Annotated in this window: 16 protein-coding genes; 9 read left to right on the top strand and 7 right to left on the bottom strand. The window is 61.7% G+C overall.

The genetic code is table 11. From position 1 onward, the window contains the following. Positions 1–2: 2 nt before the first annotated feature. Both ACSSVH_RS08910 and ACSSVH_RS08915 read right to left on the bottom strand, forming a co-directional pair. Positions 3–773: a fumarylacetoacetate hydrolase family protein gene (locus tag ACSSVH_RS08910; RefSeq protein ID WP_492634376.1), complete on the bottom strand. Its 771-nt coding sequence runs from the start codon at positions 771–773 to the stop codon at positions 3–5. Beyond that, a complete protein-coding gene (locus ACSSVH_RS08915) occupies positions 770–1,435 on the bottom strand; it encodes a fumarylacetoacetate hydrolase family protein (RefSeq protein WP_169956878.1) in 666 nt (221 codons plus the stop codon). Before ACSSVH_RS08915 ends, ACSSVH_RS08910 begins: the two co-directional genes overlap by 4 nt. A gap of 127 nt (positions 1,436–1,562) precedes the next feature. Here ACSSVH_RS08915 and hpaA point away from each other — a divergent pair, with 127 nt between their 5' ends. Further along, positions 1,563–2,456 (top strand): 4-hydroxyphenylacetate catabolism regulatory protein HpaA, encoded by an 894-nt coding sequence (gene hpaA / locus ACSSVH_RS08920; protein WP_492634377.1) that lies wholly within the window; start codon positions 1,563–1,565, stop codon positions 2,454–2,456. On the opposite strand, the gene ACSSVH_RS08925 is transcribed toward hpaA, so the two are convergent. Next, positions 2,457–3,713, bottom strand: coding sequence for an OprD family porin (locus ACSSVH_RS08925; protein ID WP_492634378.1), 1,257 nt, complete (start codon positions 3,711–3,713; stop codon positions 2,457–2,459). A gap of 213 nt (positions 3,714–3,926) precedes the next feature. Between ACSSVH_RS08925 and hpaR the strand changes: the two genes are divergently transcribed. Next, on the top strand, positions 3,927–4,349 hold the full coding sequence (gene hpaR, locus ACSSVH_RS08930; RefSeq protein ID WP_169956874.1) for a homoprotocatechuate degradation operon regulator HpaR: 423 nt from the start codon (positions 3,927–3,929) through the stop codon (positions 4,347–4,349). A gap of 52 nt (positions 4,350–4,401) precedes the next feature. Next, complete coding sequence (locus tag ACSSVH_RS08935; RefSeq protein WP_432755400.1) at positions 4,402–5,412, top strand: GlxA family transcriptional regulator; 1,011 nt, start codon at positions 4,402–4,404, stop codon at positions 5,410–5,412. Positions 5,413–5,421: 9 nt separating this feature from the next. Here the strand turns inward: ACSSVH_RS08935 and ACSSVH_RS08940 are convergent, their stop codons facing one another. Beyond that, positions 5,422–6,660: a methionine gamma-lyase gene (locus tag ACSSVH_RS08940; protein ID WP_492634379.1), complete on the bottom strand. Its 1,239-nt coding sequence runs from the start codon at positions 6,658–6,660 to the stop codon at positions 5,422–5,424. 123 nt (positions 6,661–6,783) lie between these two features. On the opposite strand from ACSSVH_RS08940, the gene ACSSVH_RS08945 reads away from it, so the two are divergent. After that, positions 6,784–7,254, top strand: coding sequence for an Lrp/AsnC family transcriptional regulator (locus tag ACSSVH_RS08945; RefSeq protein ID WP_169956871.1), 471 nt, complete (start codon positions 6,784–6,786; stop codon positions 7,252–7,254). Between the two features lie 161 nt (positions 7,255–7,415). After that, on the top strand, positions 7,416–8,831 hold the full coding sequence (locus ACSSVH_RS08950) for a M10 family metallopeptidase C-terminal domain-containing protein (protein WP_492634380.1): 1,416 nt from the start codon (positions 7,416–7,418) through the stop codon (positions 8,829–8,831). A gap of 3 nt (positions 8,832–8,834) precedes the next feature. On the opposite strand, the gene pmrG is transcribed toward ACSSVH_RS08950, so the two are convergent. Beyond that, positions 8,835–9,485 (bottom strand): lipopolysaccharide core heptose(II)-phosphate phosphatase PmrG, encoded by a 651-nt coding sequence (gene pmrG / locus ACSSVH_RS08955; protein WP_492634704.1) that lies wholly within the window; start codon positions 9,483–9,485, stop codon positions 8,835–8,837. A 245-nt stretch (positions 9,486–9,730) separates the two neighbouring features. On the opposite strand from pmrG, the gene ACSSVH_RS08960 reads away from it, so the two are divergent. Continuing rightward, a complete protein-coding gene (locus ACSSVH_RS08960; RefSeq protein WP_492634381.1) occupies positions 9,731–11,194 on the top strand; it encodes a hypothetical protein in 1,464 nt (487 codons plus the stop codon). 40 nt (positions 11,195–11,234) lie between these two features. On the opposite strand, the gene ACSSVH_RS08965 is transcribed toward ACSSVH_RS08960, so the two are convergent. After that, positions 11,235–12,317, bottom strand: a complete 1,083-nt coding sequence (locus tag ACSSVH_RS08965; protein ID WP_170057862.1) for an SMP-30/gluconolactonase/LRE family protein — start codon at positions 12,315–12,317, stop codon at positions 11,235–11,237. Beyond that, entirely contained in the window at positions 12,314–13,000 is a 687-nt protein-coding gene (locus tag ACSSVH_RS08970) for a sterol desaturase family protein (RefSeq protein ID WP_492634382.1), read from the bottom strand. Before ACSSVH_RS08970 ends, ACSSVH_RS08965 begins: the two co-directional genes overlap by 4 nt. A 285-nt stretch (positions 13,001–13,285) precedes the next feature. Between ACSSVH_RS08970 and ACSSVH_RS08975 the strand changes: the two genes are divergently transcribed. The 3 genes from ACSSVH_RS08975 (at position 13,286) to ACSSVH_RS08985 (ending at position 16,730) form a co-directional block, all read left to right on the top strand. Further along, positions 13,286–14,200 carry a substrate-binding domain-containing protein gene (locus ACSSVH_RS08975; protein ID WP_169956866.1) on the top strand — a complete coding sequence of 305 codons (915 nt, stop codon included), beginning with the start codon at positions 13,286–13,288 and terminating at the stop codon, positions 14,198–14,200. 63 nt (positions 14,201–14,263) lie between these two features. Continuing rightward, complete coding sequence (locus ACSSVH_RS08980; protein ID WP_169956865.1) at positions 14,264–15,772, top strand: sugar ABC transporter ATP-binding protein; 1,509 nt, start codon at positions 14,264–14,266, stop codon at positions 15,770–15,772. After that, positions 15,738–16,730 carry an ABC transporter permease gene (locus tag ACSSVH_RS08985; protein WP_169956864.1) on the top strand — a complete coding sequence of 331 codons (993 nt, stop codon included), beginning with the start codon at positions 15,738–15,740 and terminating at the stop codon, positions 16,728–16,730. Before ACSSVH_RS08980 ends, ACSSVH_RS08985 begins: the two co-directional genes overlap by 35 nt. The last annotated feature ends 34 nt before the right edge of the window (positions 16,731–16,764 follow it).

A 16,764-nucleotide genomic window follows, 5' to 3' on the forward strand; every position in this document is an offset into this window, starting at 1 on the left:
GTTCAAGCCTCTTTCCGGGCGGCGAAAAAGTCCGCCTCGCTGACAATTCGGTTGACCAGGCGGCCGACGCCTTGCACTTCCACCACCACTTCATCCCCTGGCACCACGTCGGCCAGGCCTTCGGGGGTGCCGGTGGCGATCATGTCGCCGGGTTGCAGGGTCATGAAGCTGGACAGGTATTCGATCAGGTAGGGGATATCGAAAATCATGTCGCGGGTGCTGCCTTCCTGGCGCAACTCACCGTTGATCCAGGTGCGCAGGGTCAGGTTGCCTGGGTCCGGCACATCGGCCACGTCGACGATCCACGGGCCGACCGGGGTCGTGGCGTCGCGGTTTTTCACCCGCAGGTTGGGGCGGTAGTAGTTTTCCAGGTAGTCGCGGATCGCGTAGTCGTTGCACACGGTGTAGCCGGCCAGGTACTCCAGGGCGTCCTCGCGCTTGACGTTGCGCGCCGGCTTGCCGATCACCGCCACCAACTCGCACTCGTAGTGCATGTAGGCGATGTTGTCCGGGCGCCAGGTGATTTGGTTGTGCCCGGTGTAGGTGCCCGGCGACTTGATGAATGCCAGCGGCTCGGTCGGCGGGGCGAAGGCAAGTTCGGCGGCATGGTCGGCGTAGTTCAGGCCCAGGGCGAACATATTGCCGGTGGCCGGTGGCAGCCACTGCACCTGGTCTTCGGCCAGCAACCGACCATCGGCCAGGCGCACAGCATTGAACTCTTCGACGTGGACCTGATGGATCTGGCCTTCAAAACGGATACGCGCGTGCTTCATGGCTGTTCCTCGGCCTGGATGTGGTTGACCAGGCGGCCCAGGCCGCTGATCTGGACTTCGACGGTGTCGCCGGGCTGCACATCCACCCGGCCTTCGGGCGTGCCGGTGATCAGCACATCGCCTGCATGCAGGGTCATGAATTCGCTGATTTCGGCGATCAGCCGGGGAATGTCGCGGACAAAATTGGCCGTGGTGTTCTGCTGGCGCAACTCGCCGTTGACCAACAGCTTGAGGCTCAACTGATGGGGGTTGGCGATCTGTTCGCGGGCCACCAGTTCAGGGCCCAGGGCGCAGAACCCGTCGCGGCACTTGGCTTTGACGGCGGGGCGGTAGTAGCTGTCTTCCGGCAGGCTGAACTCATTGACGATGACATAGCCCGCCACATGCTCCAGGGCATTTTCCACGCTGACGCGGCTGGCGCTTTTGCCGATCACCACGCCCAGGGCCGGGCCCGGTTGCAGGCGCTCGCCGTGGGGCTGGTGCACGATGCCGTCATGGCTGTTGCGGGTGTTGGGGGTCTTGATAAACAGCACCGGCTTGACCGGGGGCTTCTGGTACGGCGGCTGCTCGAATTCGGCGAGACGCTGGTTCAGCAAGCCCTGGTAGTTCAGCGCGACGCCGAACAGGGTGCCGCTGGCAACATCATGCAGGGTACGGCTCATGGATTTCTCCTGGCGATGGCGACTGCTCTGGAGGCAGTTCGTTAATGTGTTAACGTTATAATTAATATGTTAACTACCGTCAAGCGTGGCAAAATCATCGGGTGCAAAAAACAATAAAGAGAAGCCTGTGAAACCGATCCCCAACATCAACATCGGCCAGGTCTACGACCAGCGCTACAGCGATGCCGACGTGCATTACGATCGGCTCGGCAACCTGGCGGGTTTTTTCGGGCGCAACATGCCCGTGCATCGGCATGACCGGTTCTTCCAGGTGCATTACGTCAAGAGCGGCGCCGTGCGGGTCTACCTCGACGATCAGCAGTACCTGGAATCGGGGCCGATGTTTTTCCTCACGCCGCCCACGGTGGCCCATGCCTTTGTCACTGAAGCCGACGCCGATGGCCACGTACTGACCGTGCGCCAGCAGTGGGTGCGGGCGCTGGTCGATGCCGACCCGAGCCTGGCGCCAGGCCCACAGATCCCACCCGCCTGCGTGGCGCTGGCCCGCCTGGCACCTGTGTTTGAGCCCGAGATCAAGCGGCTGGACTGGCTGTTCGACGAGTTGAGCGGCGAGATCAACAGCACCGGCGCGGGGCGGGCGGCGGCCCTGGAAAGCCTGACGCGGTTGATCATGATCAGCCTGCTGCGCCTGTGCGCCAACTCCCTGCAAGCACGCCCGGCGCGCCATGAAGACCTGCGCATCTTCCACCGCTTCAATGAGCTGATCGAAGACCACTATTTGCGGCATTGGCCGCTGTCGGCGTACGCCGAACAAATCGGCGTGACCGAGGCGCGGCTCAACGACGTATGCCGGCGCATTGCCGACCTGCCGTCCAAGCGCCTGGTGCTTGAACGGCTGATGCAGGAAGCCAAGCGCCTGCTGCTGTTTACCGGCGGTTCAGCCAATGAAATCTGCTATCAGTTGGGGTTCAAGGACCCGGCTTATTTCAGCCGGTTCTTCCAGCGCTATGCGCACATGACACCGGGGGAGTACCGCCTGCGCCAGGCAGGCCTGCGTTGATCACCACAGCGCCAGGCTGTAGCCGACGATGATGCGGCTTTCGTCGATATCGCTGGTCAGGCCGTTGCTCGAACGCAGGGTCGCGTTACGCAGCCTGACGTTGACGTTTTTCAGTGGCCCACTCTGCACGGTGTAGGTCAGGTCGGTATCGCGCTCCCATTCGCGGCCATTACGCACGCTGGCGGTCTGCACGTGGCTGCCATCCACATAGCGGGTCATGAAGGTCAGCCCCGGCAGGCCGAGGGCGGCGAAGTTGTAGTCGTAACGCGCCTGCCAGGCATCGGTCTGGGCCTTGGTGAAGACGTTGATGGTTACCAGGTTGACCGAATAGGGGTCCATGCCGGGGTAGGCGAAATCGCCGTCGCCCGAGAGGTTCTGATAGCCCAGGCCAAACTTGTGGGCCCCCGCCGACAGGCTCAGCATGCCGTTGAAGAACCGGTTGTCGATGCGCCCGCCGTCCACTCGCGATGCCCCGCGCAAATCATGGCTGCCTTGCTCGTGGGTATCGAAGTAACGCAGGTCGCTGCGCAGGCTCATGCCGTTGCCCAGCGGCAGGTCGTGCACCAGGCCGATGAAGTGCTGGCGGTAGATGTCCTGCATCTGTGCGTAGTAGTAAGTCGTCGCCAACTGCGGGGTGATTGCATAGGTGCCGCCGGCCAGGTCCAGGTGGCTGCTGTCGACGCCGGCGTAGCTCATCTGGTCGTTGCTGGAAGAATCGCGCAGGTTTTGTTTTTCCAGGCGGCCCAGGTTCAGGGTCAGGCCGGCGATGTCCTGGGAGGTGAGCAACTCGCCGGTATAGGTCGAGGGCAGGAGCCGGGTGTCGTTGTAGGCGGCCACCGGCAGCTGCGGCTGCAGGGTGCCGGCCTTGAGCACGGTTTTCGACACTCGCACCTTGGCCGTCAGGCCCAGTTCACTGTAGTTGTCGACGGGCTGTTGGCTGGCGCCATACGGCAGCAGGCCGGTGCCACGACGGTCACGGCTGGAATCGAGCTTGACCCCCAGTTCACCCAGGGCATCCACGCCAAAGCCCACCCGGCCTTCGGTGTAGCCCGACTCCAGGCGCAGCACAAAGCCCTGGGCCCACTCATCGGCCTTGTTCTGCGGCGCGTTTGTCTGGCGAAAGTCGCGGTTCATATAGAAATTGCGCAGGTCGAGGCTGGCCTTGCTGTCCTGGATAAACTCGGCGTAGGCGCTCAGGGGGCTGAACGTAGCGCACAGGCCCGCGCTGGCCGCCAGGGGAAGGAGGCGCAAATGCATGACAGATTCCTTTTGTTGTTTTTGTAGGTATCGCCCTTCGGATCACTGAAGGGAGTGGCATATTGTTAACATGTTATATTTATTCTGGGTAGACAATTTGCGTCGTCATAAAATAATTCGTATCGAGATTAACGAGTTTGTACGGCGGCCGGCTTGCATGCCCGTGGAGCCGACCCTAAGCTTCGACGCTTCGATCTCTTATGCGCGTGAGCCATGTCCACTCCCAGACCTTCCCTGACGCTGACCCTGCTGCAGGCCCGTGAAGCCGCCATGGCGTTTTTCCGCCCGTTGCTCAATGAACATCAATTGACCGAACAGCAGTGGCGGGTGATTCGGATCCTGCGCCAGCAAGGCGAACTGGAGAGCCATCAACTGGCGCACCTGGCCTGCATCCTCAAGCCGAGCATGACGGGCGTGCTGACGCGCCTGGAACGCGACGGCATCGTGCGCCGACGCAAGTCCAGCGAAGACCAGCGCCGCGTGTTCGTGAACCTCACCGAGCAGGGGCAACAGTGCTTCGTCGAGATGAGCGCGGGGATGGAAAGCAACTACCAGAAGATCCAGGAACAGTTCGGCGAAGAGCAATTGCAGCAACTGCTCGAATTGCTCAACCAGTTGAAAAACATCAAGCCCTAAGCTGTTGCCGGCGATGGCGCCTCATACAGCGCCGCAGACAGGTTGAACACTCATGGAAAGACGGCAATTTAGCGGCGGGATGAAAGGCAAGAACCTGCGCTACCTGAACGAAACCCCGGGCCAGGCCCCACGCCTGGTTCGCGCGGGGTTTGTGCTGTTGGAACATTTTTCCCTGCCGGCCTTCACCCAGGCGCTGGACACTCTGATCACCGCCAACCTGCTGCGTCCTGGGCTGTTCACCTCGCGCACCTTCGGCCTGGACGAGCAGGAGGTGATCAGCGACCTGGGCCTGGTGATTCGCCCGGACGCGCGCCTTGAGCACAGCGCGCTGGCTGAGCTCGACCTGCTGGTGATCTGCGGTGGCTATCGGACCCAGCTCAAGGCCGGTGAAAGCTTTATCGAACTGCTCAAGGCCGCCGCGCAGCAGGGCGTGATCCTCGCCGGGCTATGGAACGGGGCGTGGTTCCTGGGCAAGGCCGGGGTGCTGGATGGCTATCGCTGTGCCATCCACCCGGAGCATCGCCCGGCCCTGACGGAAATCGCCAAGGCCACCGAAGTCAGCAGCGAGCCCTATGTGATCGATCGTGACCGTCTCAGCGCATCCAGCCCATCCGGTGCGTTCCATATGGCCCTGGACTGGATCAAGAGCCTGCACGACAAGGCGCTGGTGGAAGGTATCGAAGATATCCTGGCGTTCGAGGAGTCGCGTTACCGGCGGATCAAGCCCGCTGAAAATATCTGCGTCAGTGCGCCGCTGCGCGAGGTGGTGCGCCTGATGGATGCCAACCTCGAAGAACCCCTGGCCCTGGAGCAACTGGCGGTGTATGCCGGGCGTTCGCGGCGCCAGCTGGAGCGCCTGTTTCGCGAGCAGTTGGGCACCACACCGCAGCGCTATTACATGGAGTTGCGCATCACCGAGGCCCGGCGCCTGCTGCAGCACACCGAACTGTCCCAGGTCGATGTGCTGGTGGCCTGCGGGTTCGTGTCGCCCAGCCACTTCAGCAAATGCTACAGCGCCTACTTCGGCTACCGGCCTTCGAAGGAAACCCGGCTGGTGAAGTGACCCCCATTCCTACACAGAATGGGTCGCCGGTTTGCTCGCCGGCGCACGCTTGACGCAATGCGCCAGCGCCTGCTGGATATCGGCCAGCAGGTCTGCAATATCCTCCAGCCCTACCGACAAGCGCACCAGCCCTTCGGCAATTCCGTGTTGGGCACGTTCCTCTGGGGTGTAGGTGGAATGGGTCATGCTCGCCGGGTGCTGGGCCAGGGATTCGGCGTCGCCCAGGCTGACCGCGCGGCTGAACAGCTTGAGCGCGTTCATGAAGCGCTTGCCGGTGGCGATGCCGCCCTTGAGTTCAAAGGCAATCATGCCACCCGAGAGTTTCATCTGCCGCGCCGCCAACTCGTATTGTGGGAAGGAGCGCAGGCTGGGGTAGGTTACCGACGCGACCGCCGGGTGCGCCTGCAAGGCTTCGGCCACGGCCTGGGCATTGCTGCAATGGCGATCCATGCGCAGGGCCAGGGTCTTGAGGCCGCGCATCAATAAAAAGGCGTCCTGGGGCGACAGGACGGCACCGGTCAGGTCCTTCAAGCCTTGCAGGCGGATGCGTTGTGCCAGGTCATGGCGGCTGACGGCGATCCCGGCGGTGATATCGCCATGCCCGCTGAGGTACTTGGTGGCCGAATGCACCACCACATCGGCGCCCATTTCCAGCGGGCGTTGCAGGTACGGGGTGCAGTAGGTGTTATCGATGACCACAGTAATGTTGGGTTGCTGGTGAGCGATCTTGGCCACGGCGGCAATGTCGATCAATTGCAGGTTGGGGTTGGCCGGGGTTTCGCAGTAGATCATGCGGGTCGCGGGGGAGAGTGCGGCGCGCAGGGCGTCGAGGTCCGACAGGTCGACATGGCGCACCTTGACGCCGAACTGGCCGATGCCATGGTGCAGCAGGGAGAAAGTGCAGCCGTACAAGGTCTGGCTGACGATCACCTCATCGCCGGGGCGCAGCAGGGTCCAGAAGGTCGCGGCAATCGCGCCCATGCCGGAACTGAATGCCACTGCTGCCTCGCCGCCCTCCAGGGTGGCCATGCGTGACTCCAGCAGCGCCAGGGTCGGGTTGGAAATGCGCGTGTAGAAGTGCCCGCTTTCTTCACCGGCAAAACACCCCGCGCCGTATTCGGCGGTCGGGAAGGCAAAGGTCGCCGACAGGTAGATCGGCGGCACCAGGGCCCCGTGATGGTCTTGCGCATCGTAGCCGTAGTGAATGGCGCGGGTAGAAAAGCCGAATGTATTGTGTTTATTGTGCATGTCGGACGCTCCTTATTTCCTACAATGCTATGCTCATAACCGAGGCCGAACGTTGCCTACTTTGCCGAGAAAAACCGCTGGCGAAGGATGAAGTCCCATAAAAATAACAATTTGAGGCAAGACATGCCCAGCAGCCTGGACCGTACCGACAAAGCCCTGTTAAACGCCCTGCAAGGCAACGCGCGCCTGACCGTTGCCGAACTGGCCGAGCGCGTTTCCCTGACCACCTCGCCGTGCTGGCGCCGGATCAAGAACCTGGAAGACAGCGGCGTGATCGGCGGCTACCAGGCGATTCTCTCGCCCAAGGCCCTGGGCTATGGGGTCACGGCGTTTGTCAGCATCATGATGGACACCCACTCCAAGGAAATCGCCCGGGCGTTTGAACAGCGGTTGCTGGACATCCCGGAAATCGTCGCCTGCCATAACGTGTCCGGGCGCTATGATTTTTTGCTGGAAGTGGTGGCCAAGGACCTGGAGTCCTTCGGCGAATTTGCCCGGGAGGTGTTGCAGACATTGCCGTGTGTGAAGGAAATCTATTCGAGCTTTTCCTACAAGTCGGTCAGGCCGTTGCGGGTGATTCCGTTGCCGGGGTGACGACGGTCTTTGTTTGAAACAACCAGCCTGCGCGTCGCTGTTTCCCATAACAAATGCAGACTTTTCGTGATACCGCAGCCAGCCAGGCTCCTTCAAGGTTCGGCCGGTAGAGCGCACGCAACGGTGCCTCTCGGATCTGAAACGACCCAGGAGCCAGAGCCATGTCGACCCCCGCAATGCAAGGAAGTCCACTGTTCCAGACGATTGATCAGTTTCGCCATCGCGATGATCGTGGCAATGGCATCCAGCACAATGGGCTGGCGTCCAAGACCACGGGGGATGCGGCCAAGTCGCTGTGGCGTTCCAGTTCGGGCTGGCCGGACACGAACGCTGATGGCACGCGCTTGGTTTCCTACGAGTTCCGCGCCCCGCCCGCCGACCCCAAGCAGGTTTGGCAGAACAAGACCGGGTTCAGCCATATCCTCGAGAACCAGAGGCAGCAGACCCGGCGCAGCCTTGAGTCGATTGCAGATGTGGCGAACGTGAAGTTCAGCGAAGGGCCCAGGACGGCAAAAAGCGAAGGGCATATCAGCATTGGCAACTATGGGCAAAAGGTCGACCGCAACGGCCGTTCCCAGAGCGGTAACCCCCATGCGGTGCTGCCGGGCAGTGGCCGTGGGGGTGAGGTGTGGTTTGTAAGCACGCCTGAGGAGCACAGCGTTGCCAACGCAGCCCTTGGCGATGCCGGCCGGCACACGATTGTCCATGAACTGGGGCATGCGATGGGGTTACAGCATCCTGGGCGCTATGACGGCAGCTTCACGCGCAACCAACTCGACTCCCACGAAGATTCGCAAAGCCACACCGGCATGAGCTACAGGGGCGAGCGCACCGCCTACATGCGGCATGACGGCTTTCGTTCATCGGCGCCACAATTGGACGATATAACGGCTTACCAGTCCCGATATGGCGCCAATCTCAAGACGCGCAATGACGACACCACCTACGGTTTCAACTCCAATACCCAGCGTGACTTCCTGAGTATCCACAGCAAGAACGACAAGATGGTCGCTGCTATTTGGGATGGCGGCGGGACCGACACGCTGGACTTTTCGGGTTATGAGCAGGACCAGAAAATCAGCCTCAAGGCGGGGACGTTTTCCGATGTGGGTGGCCTTAAAGGCAACGTTTGCATTGCTTATGGCGTCACGATCGAGCATGCCACGGGTGGCAAAGGCAACGATTGGCTGGTGGGCAACGCAGCGAATAACCAGTTGCGCGGTGGTGACGGGAACGATGTGCTCTACGGCGCTGAAGGTGCCGACACGCTGTGGGGCGGCAAGGGCAACGACACCTTCGTCTATGGAAAAATCAACGAGTCCAATGCTGCGGCACCGGACCGGGTCCAGGACTTTGTCAGTGGCCAGGACAAAGTCGATGTGTCAGGGATCACCGCGCAGTTGGGCGGCAGACCGTTGCAGTTTGTCAGCAGGTTTTCTGGGGCGAGCGGCGAAGCCATCGTCAGTTATGACCGCCAGTCGAACATGAGCACGTTGCAGATTGCTGGAAAGCCCAGCGAGGCGCCCTTCATGCTGCAGGTGCAGGGAGAGTTGCGGCGCAGCGATATTGTGAGCTGACCGCTAGAGGTGGCCAAGGGCGGCGGCCCAGTCCTGGCTGTTCAAGACGCCCAGTACCTTGAGCTTGCCGTTGGTGCCGACCCGGACAAACAGCGAGCTGCCGTATTCGGCACCGTCGGCGTGGGGGTAGCCCAGCACCCGCTCCAGGTCGCCGATGCATTCGCTATGGGTGACCAGCAAAAGGTTGCGCCCGGCAATCTTGCGTGCCGGCAGGTCATGCGCGAGGGCGGTGCCACACAAGGTCAAGCGGTCGGGTAACACGTGGACGTCGCCGAACATGAACTGCGAAGTTTGCACGGTACGCGTGGTGGGGCTGCTCAACACATCGCTGTGGGACATGCCCAGGGTATGGAATGCGCTACCCACCGCCACTGCCGAGACACTGCCGGGGCGGGTCAAGCCATCGACAGGGCCCAGGCACGGGTTGCTGGAGCGGTCGCAGCGTTCTTCATGGCGCACCAGCACGATCAGGTTGCCACTGCGCCAGGCTGCCAGGGCCCCGGAAGTGACCAGGCGATTGTCGACGCCCAGGTTCTGCGGCGTGGTGGGCCAGAGCATGGCGCCCATCACCACAAGGCTCAGGGCGATCAGCGCACCGAAACGCAGCCCTGACTGCTTGAGGGTTTTCGCCCGGCGTTCATCCGGGCAATTCATTTCAACCACGCTCTTCACCCTGGCACCTGAGGTACAGCTGTTTGTGTTGCCGGGCAATGTAGGGGCAGGGGCGTGGTCGGCCAGTGAAATCGATGTGAAAAAATTGCCTTGGCGGTGACGGTCTTTCGCACATTCATCTTAAAAAATACTGTACAAATATACAGTCATATCCTACAGTCCATCCCAGGTGAACGGATTTCACCGCGCACCGACGCCACAATTTTTTAACTATGGATGGATAAAAAATGAAATCGAAAAAAGCCTTTATGCTGGGCGCGGCCATGGCGGCCTCCTGCTTCGTTTCGGCCTTTGCCCTGGCCGAGCAGTACCCTTCGCAAGCCCCCGCCAAACTGTCCGCCCAGGCGGTCAAGCAAGCGGTGGACCAGGCGCTTAAAGTGGGGGGCAAGGTTGAGTCCTCGAAGCTTTCGGCCGAACTTACGCAAAAACTCAAGGCGGCCAAGGCGGGTAAGGCCAAGGCGCTGGCAAGCAAGGCCGCAGCCAGCAGCGTGCCGGTGGACACGCGGGTTGATGAGCTGAAAAAACCTGGCGAGAAGCAGTTGCAAGGTGCAGCGATTGCCGCTTTCACTCCCTTGTTCCCAACCCTGGATATCAACACCCTGTACACCGTCAGCGGTGTGGAAACCGGGGCGCAAGTGGCCTACCACTTCAACCTCGCGCAAAGCGCGCGCATCCAGGTTCAGCTGCTGAACCAGAGCGCTGGTACCGATATGTCGTTGAGCCTGTTCCATGACGACGGCCAGGGTAACCTGACGCTGGCGGGCACCTCTGATAACGCCGGCAGCGCCGATGAATACCTCAACGGCGTGATGCCTGCCGGCGATTACTACTGGTACATGGTGGCCAACACCGCGAGCAATTCGCAGTTCAGTTTTGGCGTGGCGGTGGACAGCAACATCGACGCCTTCGAGCCCAACGACACCGCGCAAACCGCGTTCGCCTTGCCAGATGCGCTGAACCAGGTGGCCGGCAACCTCGACAGCGTCAACGATGTCGATTACTTCGACTTCACCGCGCTGCGCGGCCAGGGCGTGGGCATGTTCCTTGGCGATGACGGTGCGGGCACCCGCAACCAGTGGATTTTCGAGCGCTTCGATGGCAATAACTGGGTGGTGATCCAGCCAAACAACACCTCCACGTACCCCAACCTCACGCCTGGCTACACCGTCAAGGTGCGGGTACGGGCCAACCCGGCAGTGGCGCTCAACCCGCAGGCGCGATACATCTTGTCCTTTGGCTCGGCACCACGACTGAACCAGAACAATGTGAATGGCGACAACGTGGTGCGCATTCCCAGTTCGATCATGCAACTGGCCACCCAGGCCTCCCGTAGCCTGAGCTGGAGCACCCAATGGTCGGACAGCACCGGTGAGCCGCTGCGCGGCGTGACCCCGGTGCTGCGGGTCGACAAACGCTTCGATAACACCATCAACTACCACTGGGTCGACTACGAGGCCAAGACCGGTATCACCGGCGCGGCTTCCGGCAACGTCGACCTGGGCACCTGCTCCGGCGATCTGAATGTGGTCTACCCGGACAGCTCGTCCGGCCAGACGTACAACTGGCGGACCTGGTTCAACATGGGCGGCTGGCGCATCGAGCTCAAGGAGTTCCCGGGTGTTGGTGTAGGCGGCAATATCACGCAGTACGTAAGCCTGGGGCATATCTGCAGCCAGACCATCGTGCGCTAACCAGAAAGCGGCTTGCCGGCGCCCGCCGGCAAGCCAGCTTCTACAGGGCCAGTTTCAGCGGCAAGCGGGCCATGCTGGTGTTCTTCAGTGAGCCCAGGTACAGCCATTCGCCGTGTTCGCGGGCGCTGGTAATGGGTGAGTAGTTGCCCGCGCTGCCATCCTGCAGGTTGGCGACCACCTGGCCATGCACATCCAACCCCAGCACAAAGGCTTTGCGCTCGATGGGCTTGGGCACCACCATCAGCGCCCGCACCATCATCTTGCGTATCGCGGGGTAACCGGCCAAGCCGTCGAGCAGGGGGTTACGCGGCGAATACAGCGCCACCCAGAACCGATCCCGGCCGTTGAAGGTGAGGTTGTCCGGCAGCCCCGGCAGGTTGTCGATAAACAGATCGTGGGTGCCAGCCTTGTCGCCCTTGAGCCAAAAGCGGCTGATGCGATAGGCCCCGGTTTCATTGACCAGCACATAGCTTTCATCTGGCCCCAGCGCCACGCCGTTGGCAAATTGCAGGTGGTCCAGCAGCACCTCGGTCTGGCCGTTGCTGAAGTCATAACGCAACAACCGGCCATCGCCACCATGCTCGATCACCGCTTCACCATCCTGGCCATAGCCCCAGCGGCTCGACGCGTCGCTGAAGTAGGCGTAGCGCCCGGCAGCATCCACCGTTACATCATCGGTAAAGCCGAAGGGCAGGCCATTGGCACTGGTGCTCAGGGTGCTCAGTTGGCGCTGGCCGTCCAATGCCAGCAGGCCCTTGACCCCATCGGCAATGATCAGGCGCCCGTCCGGGTGTTGCGCCAGGCCCAGCGGGCGGCCGCCGGTGTTGACCAGCACGTCCAGGGTGTTGCTGTCTGGCGCGGTGCGGATGATTCGCCCGTCATGCAGGCCGGTGACCAGTAAACCCTGGGCATCCACCAGCAACGCCTCGGGCCCGGCGATGCCCTGGGCGCCAACCCGCTGGACATCCTTCAGGCGCTGGTTTTCGCTGTAGGGCCCATCCCGCATGGATGGCGCCTTGGGCGCAGCCCAATTGACTGGCTGCACCTCGGTGGGCATCAGCAGCAAAAAGGCGGCGACAAGGATCAACACCAGCAACAGCAGATGACGGATTGTTTGGCTCATGGTGCTTCCCGCGGGTCTTTGGAGGAGGGTGTGGCGGGCTCCCAGTGCAACGTGCCGAACAGATAGTCCATCAGCGGCAGCACGATGTTGAAGTTGCGCCCTTGCATCAACTCACGGCGGTGATGCAGTGCGTGCAGCTGGTGCATGTGCCGGATCCACGGCAAGCGGGCCAGGGGATGCGCGGCAGGCAGGTGCTCGCAGGCGTGGAAGGTTTCGTAGAGCAGGTAACCGAGGATCATGCACCCGGCGAACAACCCGGCGACGTTGGGGTTGAACTGCTTGAGCAGCCACCAGGCGGGGAGGGTGATGGCCAGGCTGTGGAGGACGATCAACCAGGCCGGAAACAGGATCACCCGCCAGTCCCTGGGGCTGCCATAGGTCATATGGCTTGGGGTGAAAAAGCTGTGGTGGTCGCCGGTATGGCGCGCATAGAACAGCTTGGCGAGGCCGTGTTTATGATGGCCGAGGTGACGGTGGACGAGGTAGATGCACAGATTGAAAAACACCAGTGTCAGGGGAATGGTCAGCCATTCCCAGGCCTGGATGTGCTGGGTGCTGCCCCAGGCCAGGAGGATGCAGGACAAACCGTAGATCAGCACAAAACCGGCATGCAGCCACGGGTTGTAGCGCGGGTGGACCGCGGCACGGTAGCGGTGGCGAAAGGCCTCGGTGGGATGGGTCATGGCGCAGCCTGTTATATTTTTTATTGGTGAGTGAGCTTAGCCCGGCCTGCCGATTTTGCGAACTGAGCTTGCCCCTGTAGGAGTCGGCTTGCCGGCGATGGCGCCAGCCAGAACACCCACAACGTCAAATAATGCCCCGTCATCGTGAAAGACCATCGCCGGCAAGCCGGCTCCTACAGGGAAAGCGCAAGGGGCTTGCGCCAGCCTCATTTCCTTGTTAGCTTCTGGCAAAATGTTAACGATAACATTTGCTCTAAAAATAAAAACAAAACAGAGACCCACGCCATGAAAATGCTTCGCAAAACCCTGTGTTTGTTGGCTTTAAGCATCTCCACCGTCGCCCTGGCCGACACCAAACCTGCCCCCATGCGCATCGGCGCATCCTTCCAGGAAATCAACAACCCGTACTTCGTCACCATGAAAGACGCCCTGCAAGAAGCGGCGGCGACCATCGGTGCGCAATTGATCATCACCGATGCCCGCCACGATGTGTCCAAGCAAGTCAGTGACGTCGAGGACATGCTGCAAAAGGGCATCGACATCCTGCTGATCAACCCCACGGATTCGGTTGGCGTGCAGTCCGCCGTCAAGTCGGCCCACGCAGCAGGTGTCGTGGTGGTGGCGGTGGATGCCCAGGCCGATGGCCCGCTGGATTCCTTCGTCGGCTCAAAGAACTTCGACGCCGGTTTCCAGGCCTGTGAATACCTGGCCAAGAACATCGGTGACAAAGGCAATATCGCGATCCTCGACGGCATTGCCGTGGTGCCGATCCTGGAGCGGGTCCGCGGCTGCAAGGAGGCCGTGGCCAAGCATCCGGATATCAAGATCGTCAGCATCCAGAACGGCAAGCAAGAGCGTGACCAGGCGCTGACCGTCACCGAAAACATGCTCCAGGCCCAGCCCACCCTCAAGGGGATTTTCAGCGTCAATGACAACGGCTCCCTCGGCGCACTGTCGGCCATCGAGGCCAGCGGCATGGACGTCAAGCTGGTCAGCGTCGATGGTGCGCCGGAAGCGATCAAGGCCATCCTCAAGCCGGGCAGCAAGTTCATCGCCACCTCGGCGCAGTACCCGCGCGACCAGATCCGCCTGGCCCTGGGCATTGCCCTGGCCAAGAAGTGGGGCTCACACGTGCCCGCCAGTATCCCGGTGGATATCGCCCTGATCGACCAGGCCAAGGCCAAGGACTTCAGCTGGTAAACCGTCCACGCCCCGCGTCAATCGTGGGGCGCGGGGCTCCCTTCTGAACGAGAGGTCGGCGGCATGAGCAGTCTTTTGCAACTGGAAAACATCTGTAAACGCTACCCCGGGGTGCAGGCCCTCAAGTCCATCAACCTGCAAGTGGAGCGTGGCGAGATTCATGCCTTGCTCGGGGAAAATGGCGCGGGTAAATCGACCCTGATGAAAATCCTCGGCGGGGTCGAGCACCAGGACGAAGGGCGCATCCTGATCGATGGCCAGGCGCAGCAGTTCGCGACCTATCGTGATGCGATTGCCGCCGGCATCGGCATTGTGTTCCAGGAGTTCAGCCTGATTCCCTACCTCACGGCGGTAGAAAACATCTTCCTCGGCCATGAACTGAACAACCGCTTCGGCCTGCTGCGCAAGCGCGATATGCAGCAAGCCGCCCAGGCACTGTTCCAACGGCTTGGGGTGAGCATCGACCTGCAATGCCCGGTCAAGCACCTGAGCGTGGCCGAGCAGCAGTTTGTCGAGATCGCCAAGGCCCTGGCCCTGGATGCGCGGCTGCTGGTGCTCGATGAACCCACCGCGACCCTCACGCCAAGCGAGGCCGAACTGCTGTTCGAGATCATGCGCGAACTCAAGCGCCAGGGTGTGGCGGTGATTTTCATCTCCCATCACCTGGAAGAAATTTTCCAGGTGTGCGACCGCATCAGCGTGTTGCGCGACGGCGGCAATGCCGGCGTCACCGACGTGGCCGACAGCGACATCGACCGCTTGGTGGAAATGATGGTCGGCCGGCGCCTGGAGTGCAGTTTCCCAGCCAAACCCAGCACCGAGCGCGGGCCATTGCTGCTGGAGGTCAAGGACATCCAGCTCAAGCGCAATGGCCCGCACAATAGCTTCCAACTGCACCAGGGCGAGATCCTCGGTTTTGCCGGGCTGGTCGGCTCGGGCCGCACCGAGCTGGCCCTGGGCATGATGGGCGCGCTGGCGTCGGTGACCAAGGACGTCTGGCTGCGCGGGGTAAAGGTCAGCCTCGACGACCCGGCCCAGGCCCTGGCCCATGGGATCGGCCTGTTGCCGGAAAGCCGCAAGAGCGAGGGCCTGATCACCGATTTCAGCATTCGTGAAAACATCTCCATCAACAACCTGCACAAGTACCAGGGCGCCAGCGGCCTGATCGACAAGGGCAAGGAGTGCGCCAGTGTCGATGAGCTGATGCAGCAGCTGTCGATCAAGGCGCCGAGCGGCGAAAGCCGGGTATTCAACCTCAGTGGCGGCAACCAGCAAAAAGTGGTGATCGCGCGCTGGATCAACCATCACTGCGACGTGCTGGTGTTCGACGAACCCACCCGTGGCATCGACGTCGGCGCCAAGGCGCAGATCTACGCGCTGATGCGCAAACTCACCGAGCAAGGCTACGCAATCATCATGATTTCCTCCGAACTGCCGGAAATCATCGGCATGTGCGACCGCGTCGCCGTGTTCCACAAGGGCGCCATCGTCAAGGTACTGGAAGCGTCTGCCGTCAACCCACAAGAGGTCATGCGCCATGCAACAGGGGGCTCAAGTGAATACGTCCATTAACCGCGCAGGCACCCAGGGGCTACGCCCGAACCTGGCGCGGCTGGTGCGCTCGCCGGCGTTTTATCCGTTTATCGGGCTGTTGCTGGTCACGGCGGTGATGATCGTGGCCAGCGACAACTTCCTCACCGCCAGCAACCTGTCCAACATCGCCCGCCAGGTGTCGATCAACGCGATCATCGCGGTGGGCATGACCTGCGTGATCCTCACCGGTGGCATCGACTTGTCGGTGGGGCCGGTGATGGCCTTGTCCGGCACCTTGACCGCCGGGCTGATGGTCGCGGGCCTGCCGCCGGGCCTGGCGATTGGCGCCGGGCTGCTGATTGGCGTGGCGTTTGGTATCGGCAACGGGTTGTTCGTGGCGTACCTGCATATGCCGCCGATCATCGTCACCCTGGCGACCATGGGCATCGCCCGGGGTTTTGGCCTGATGTACACCGATGGCTACCCGATTTCCGGGCTGCCGGAGTGGTTCGGCTTCTTTGGTCGCGCCAGCCTGCTGGGGATCCAGGTGCCGATCCTGATCATGCTGGTCACCTACCTCGTGGCCTATGTGCTGCTGCAACACACGCGCATCGGTCGCTACATCTACGCCATTGGCGGCAACGAAGAAGCGGTGCGCCTGTCCGGGGTGCGCGCGGCGCGTTTCAAATTGCTGGTGTATGGCATCAGCGGCTTGACCGCAGCGATTGCCGGGCTGGTGCTGACCTCACGCCTGATGAGCGGCCAGCCCAACGCCGGCATCGGTTTTGAGCTGGATGCGATTGCCGCGGTGGTCCTGGGCGGTGCCTCGATTGCCGGTGGGCGCGGGGTGATTGTCGGCACCTTGCTTGGCGCCATGCTGCTGGGCGTGTTGAACAATGGCCTGAACATGCTCGGGGTCTCGCCCTATGTGCAGAGCGTGATCAAGGGCGCAATTATTTTGCTGGCGATCTTTATCAGCCGTCAGCGCCACAAGTAAAAAAACGCAGTACCTCAACGCGGCCGCCGTGGCC

This window comes from Pseudomonas sp. HC1(2025), assembly GCF_058742075.1.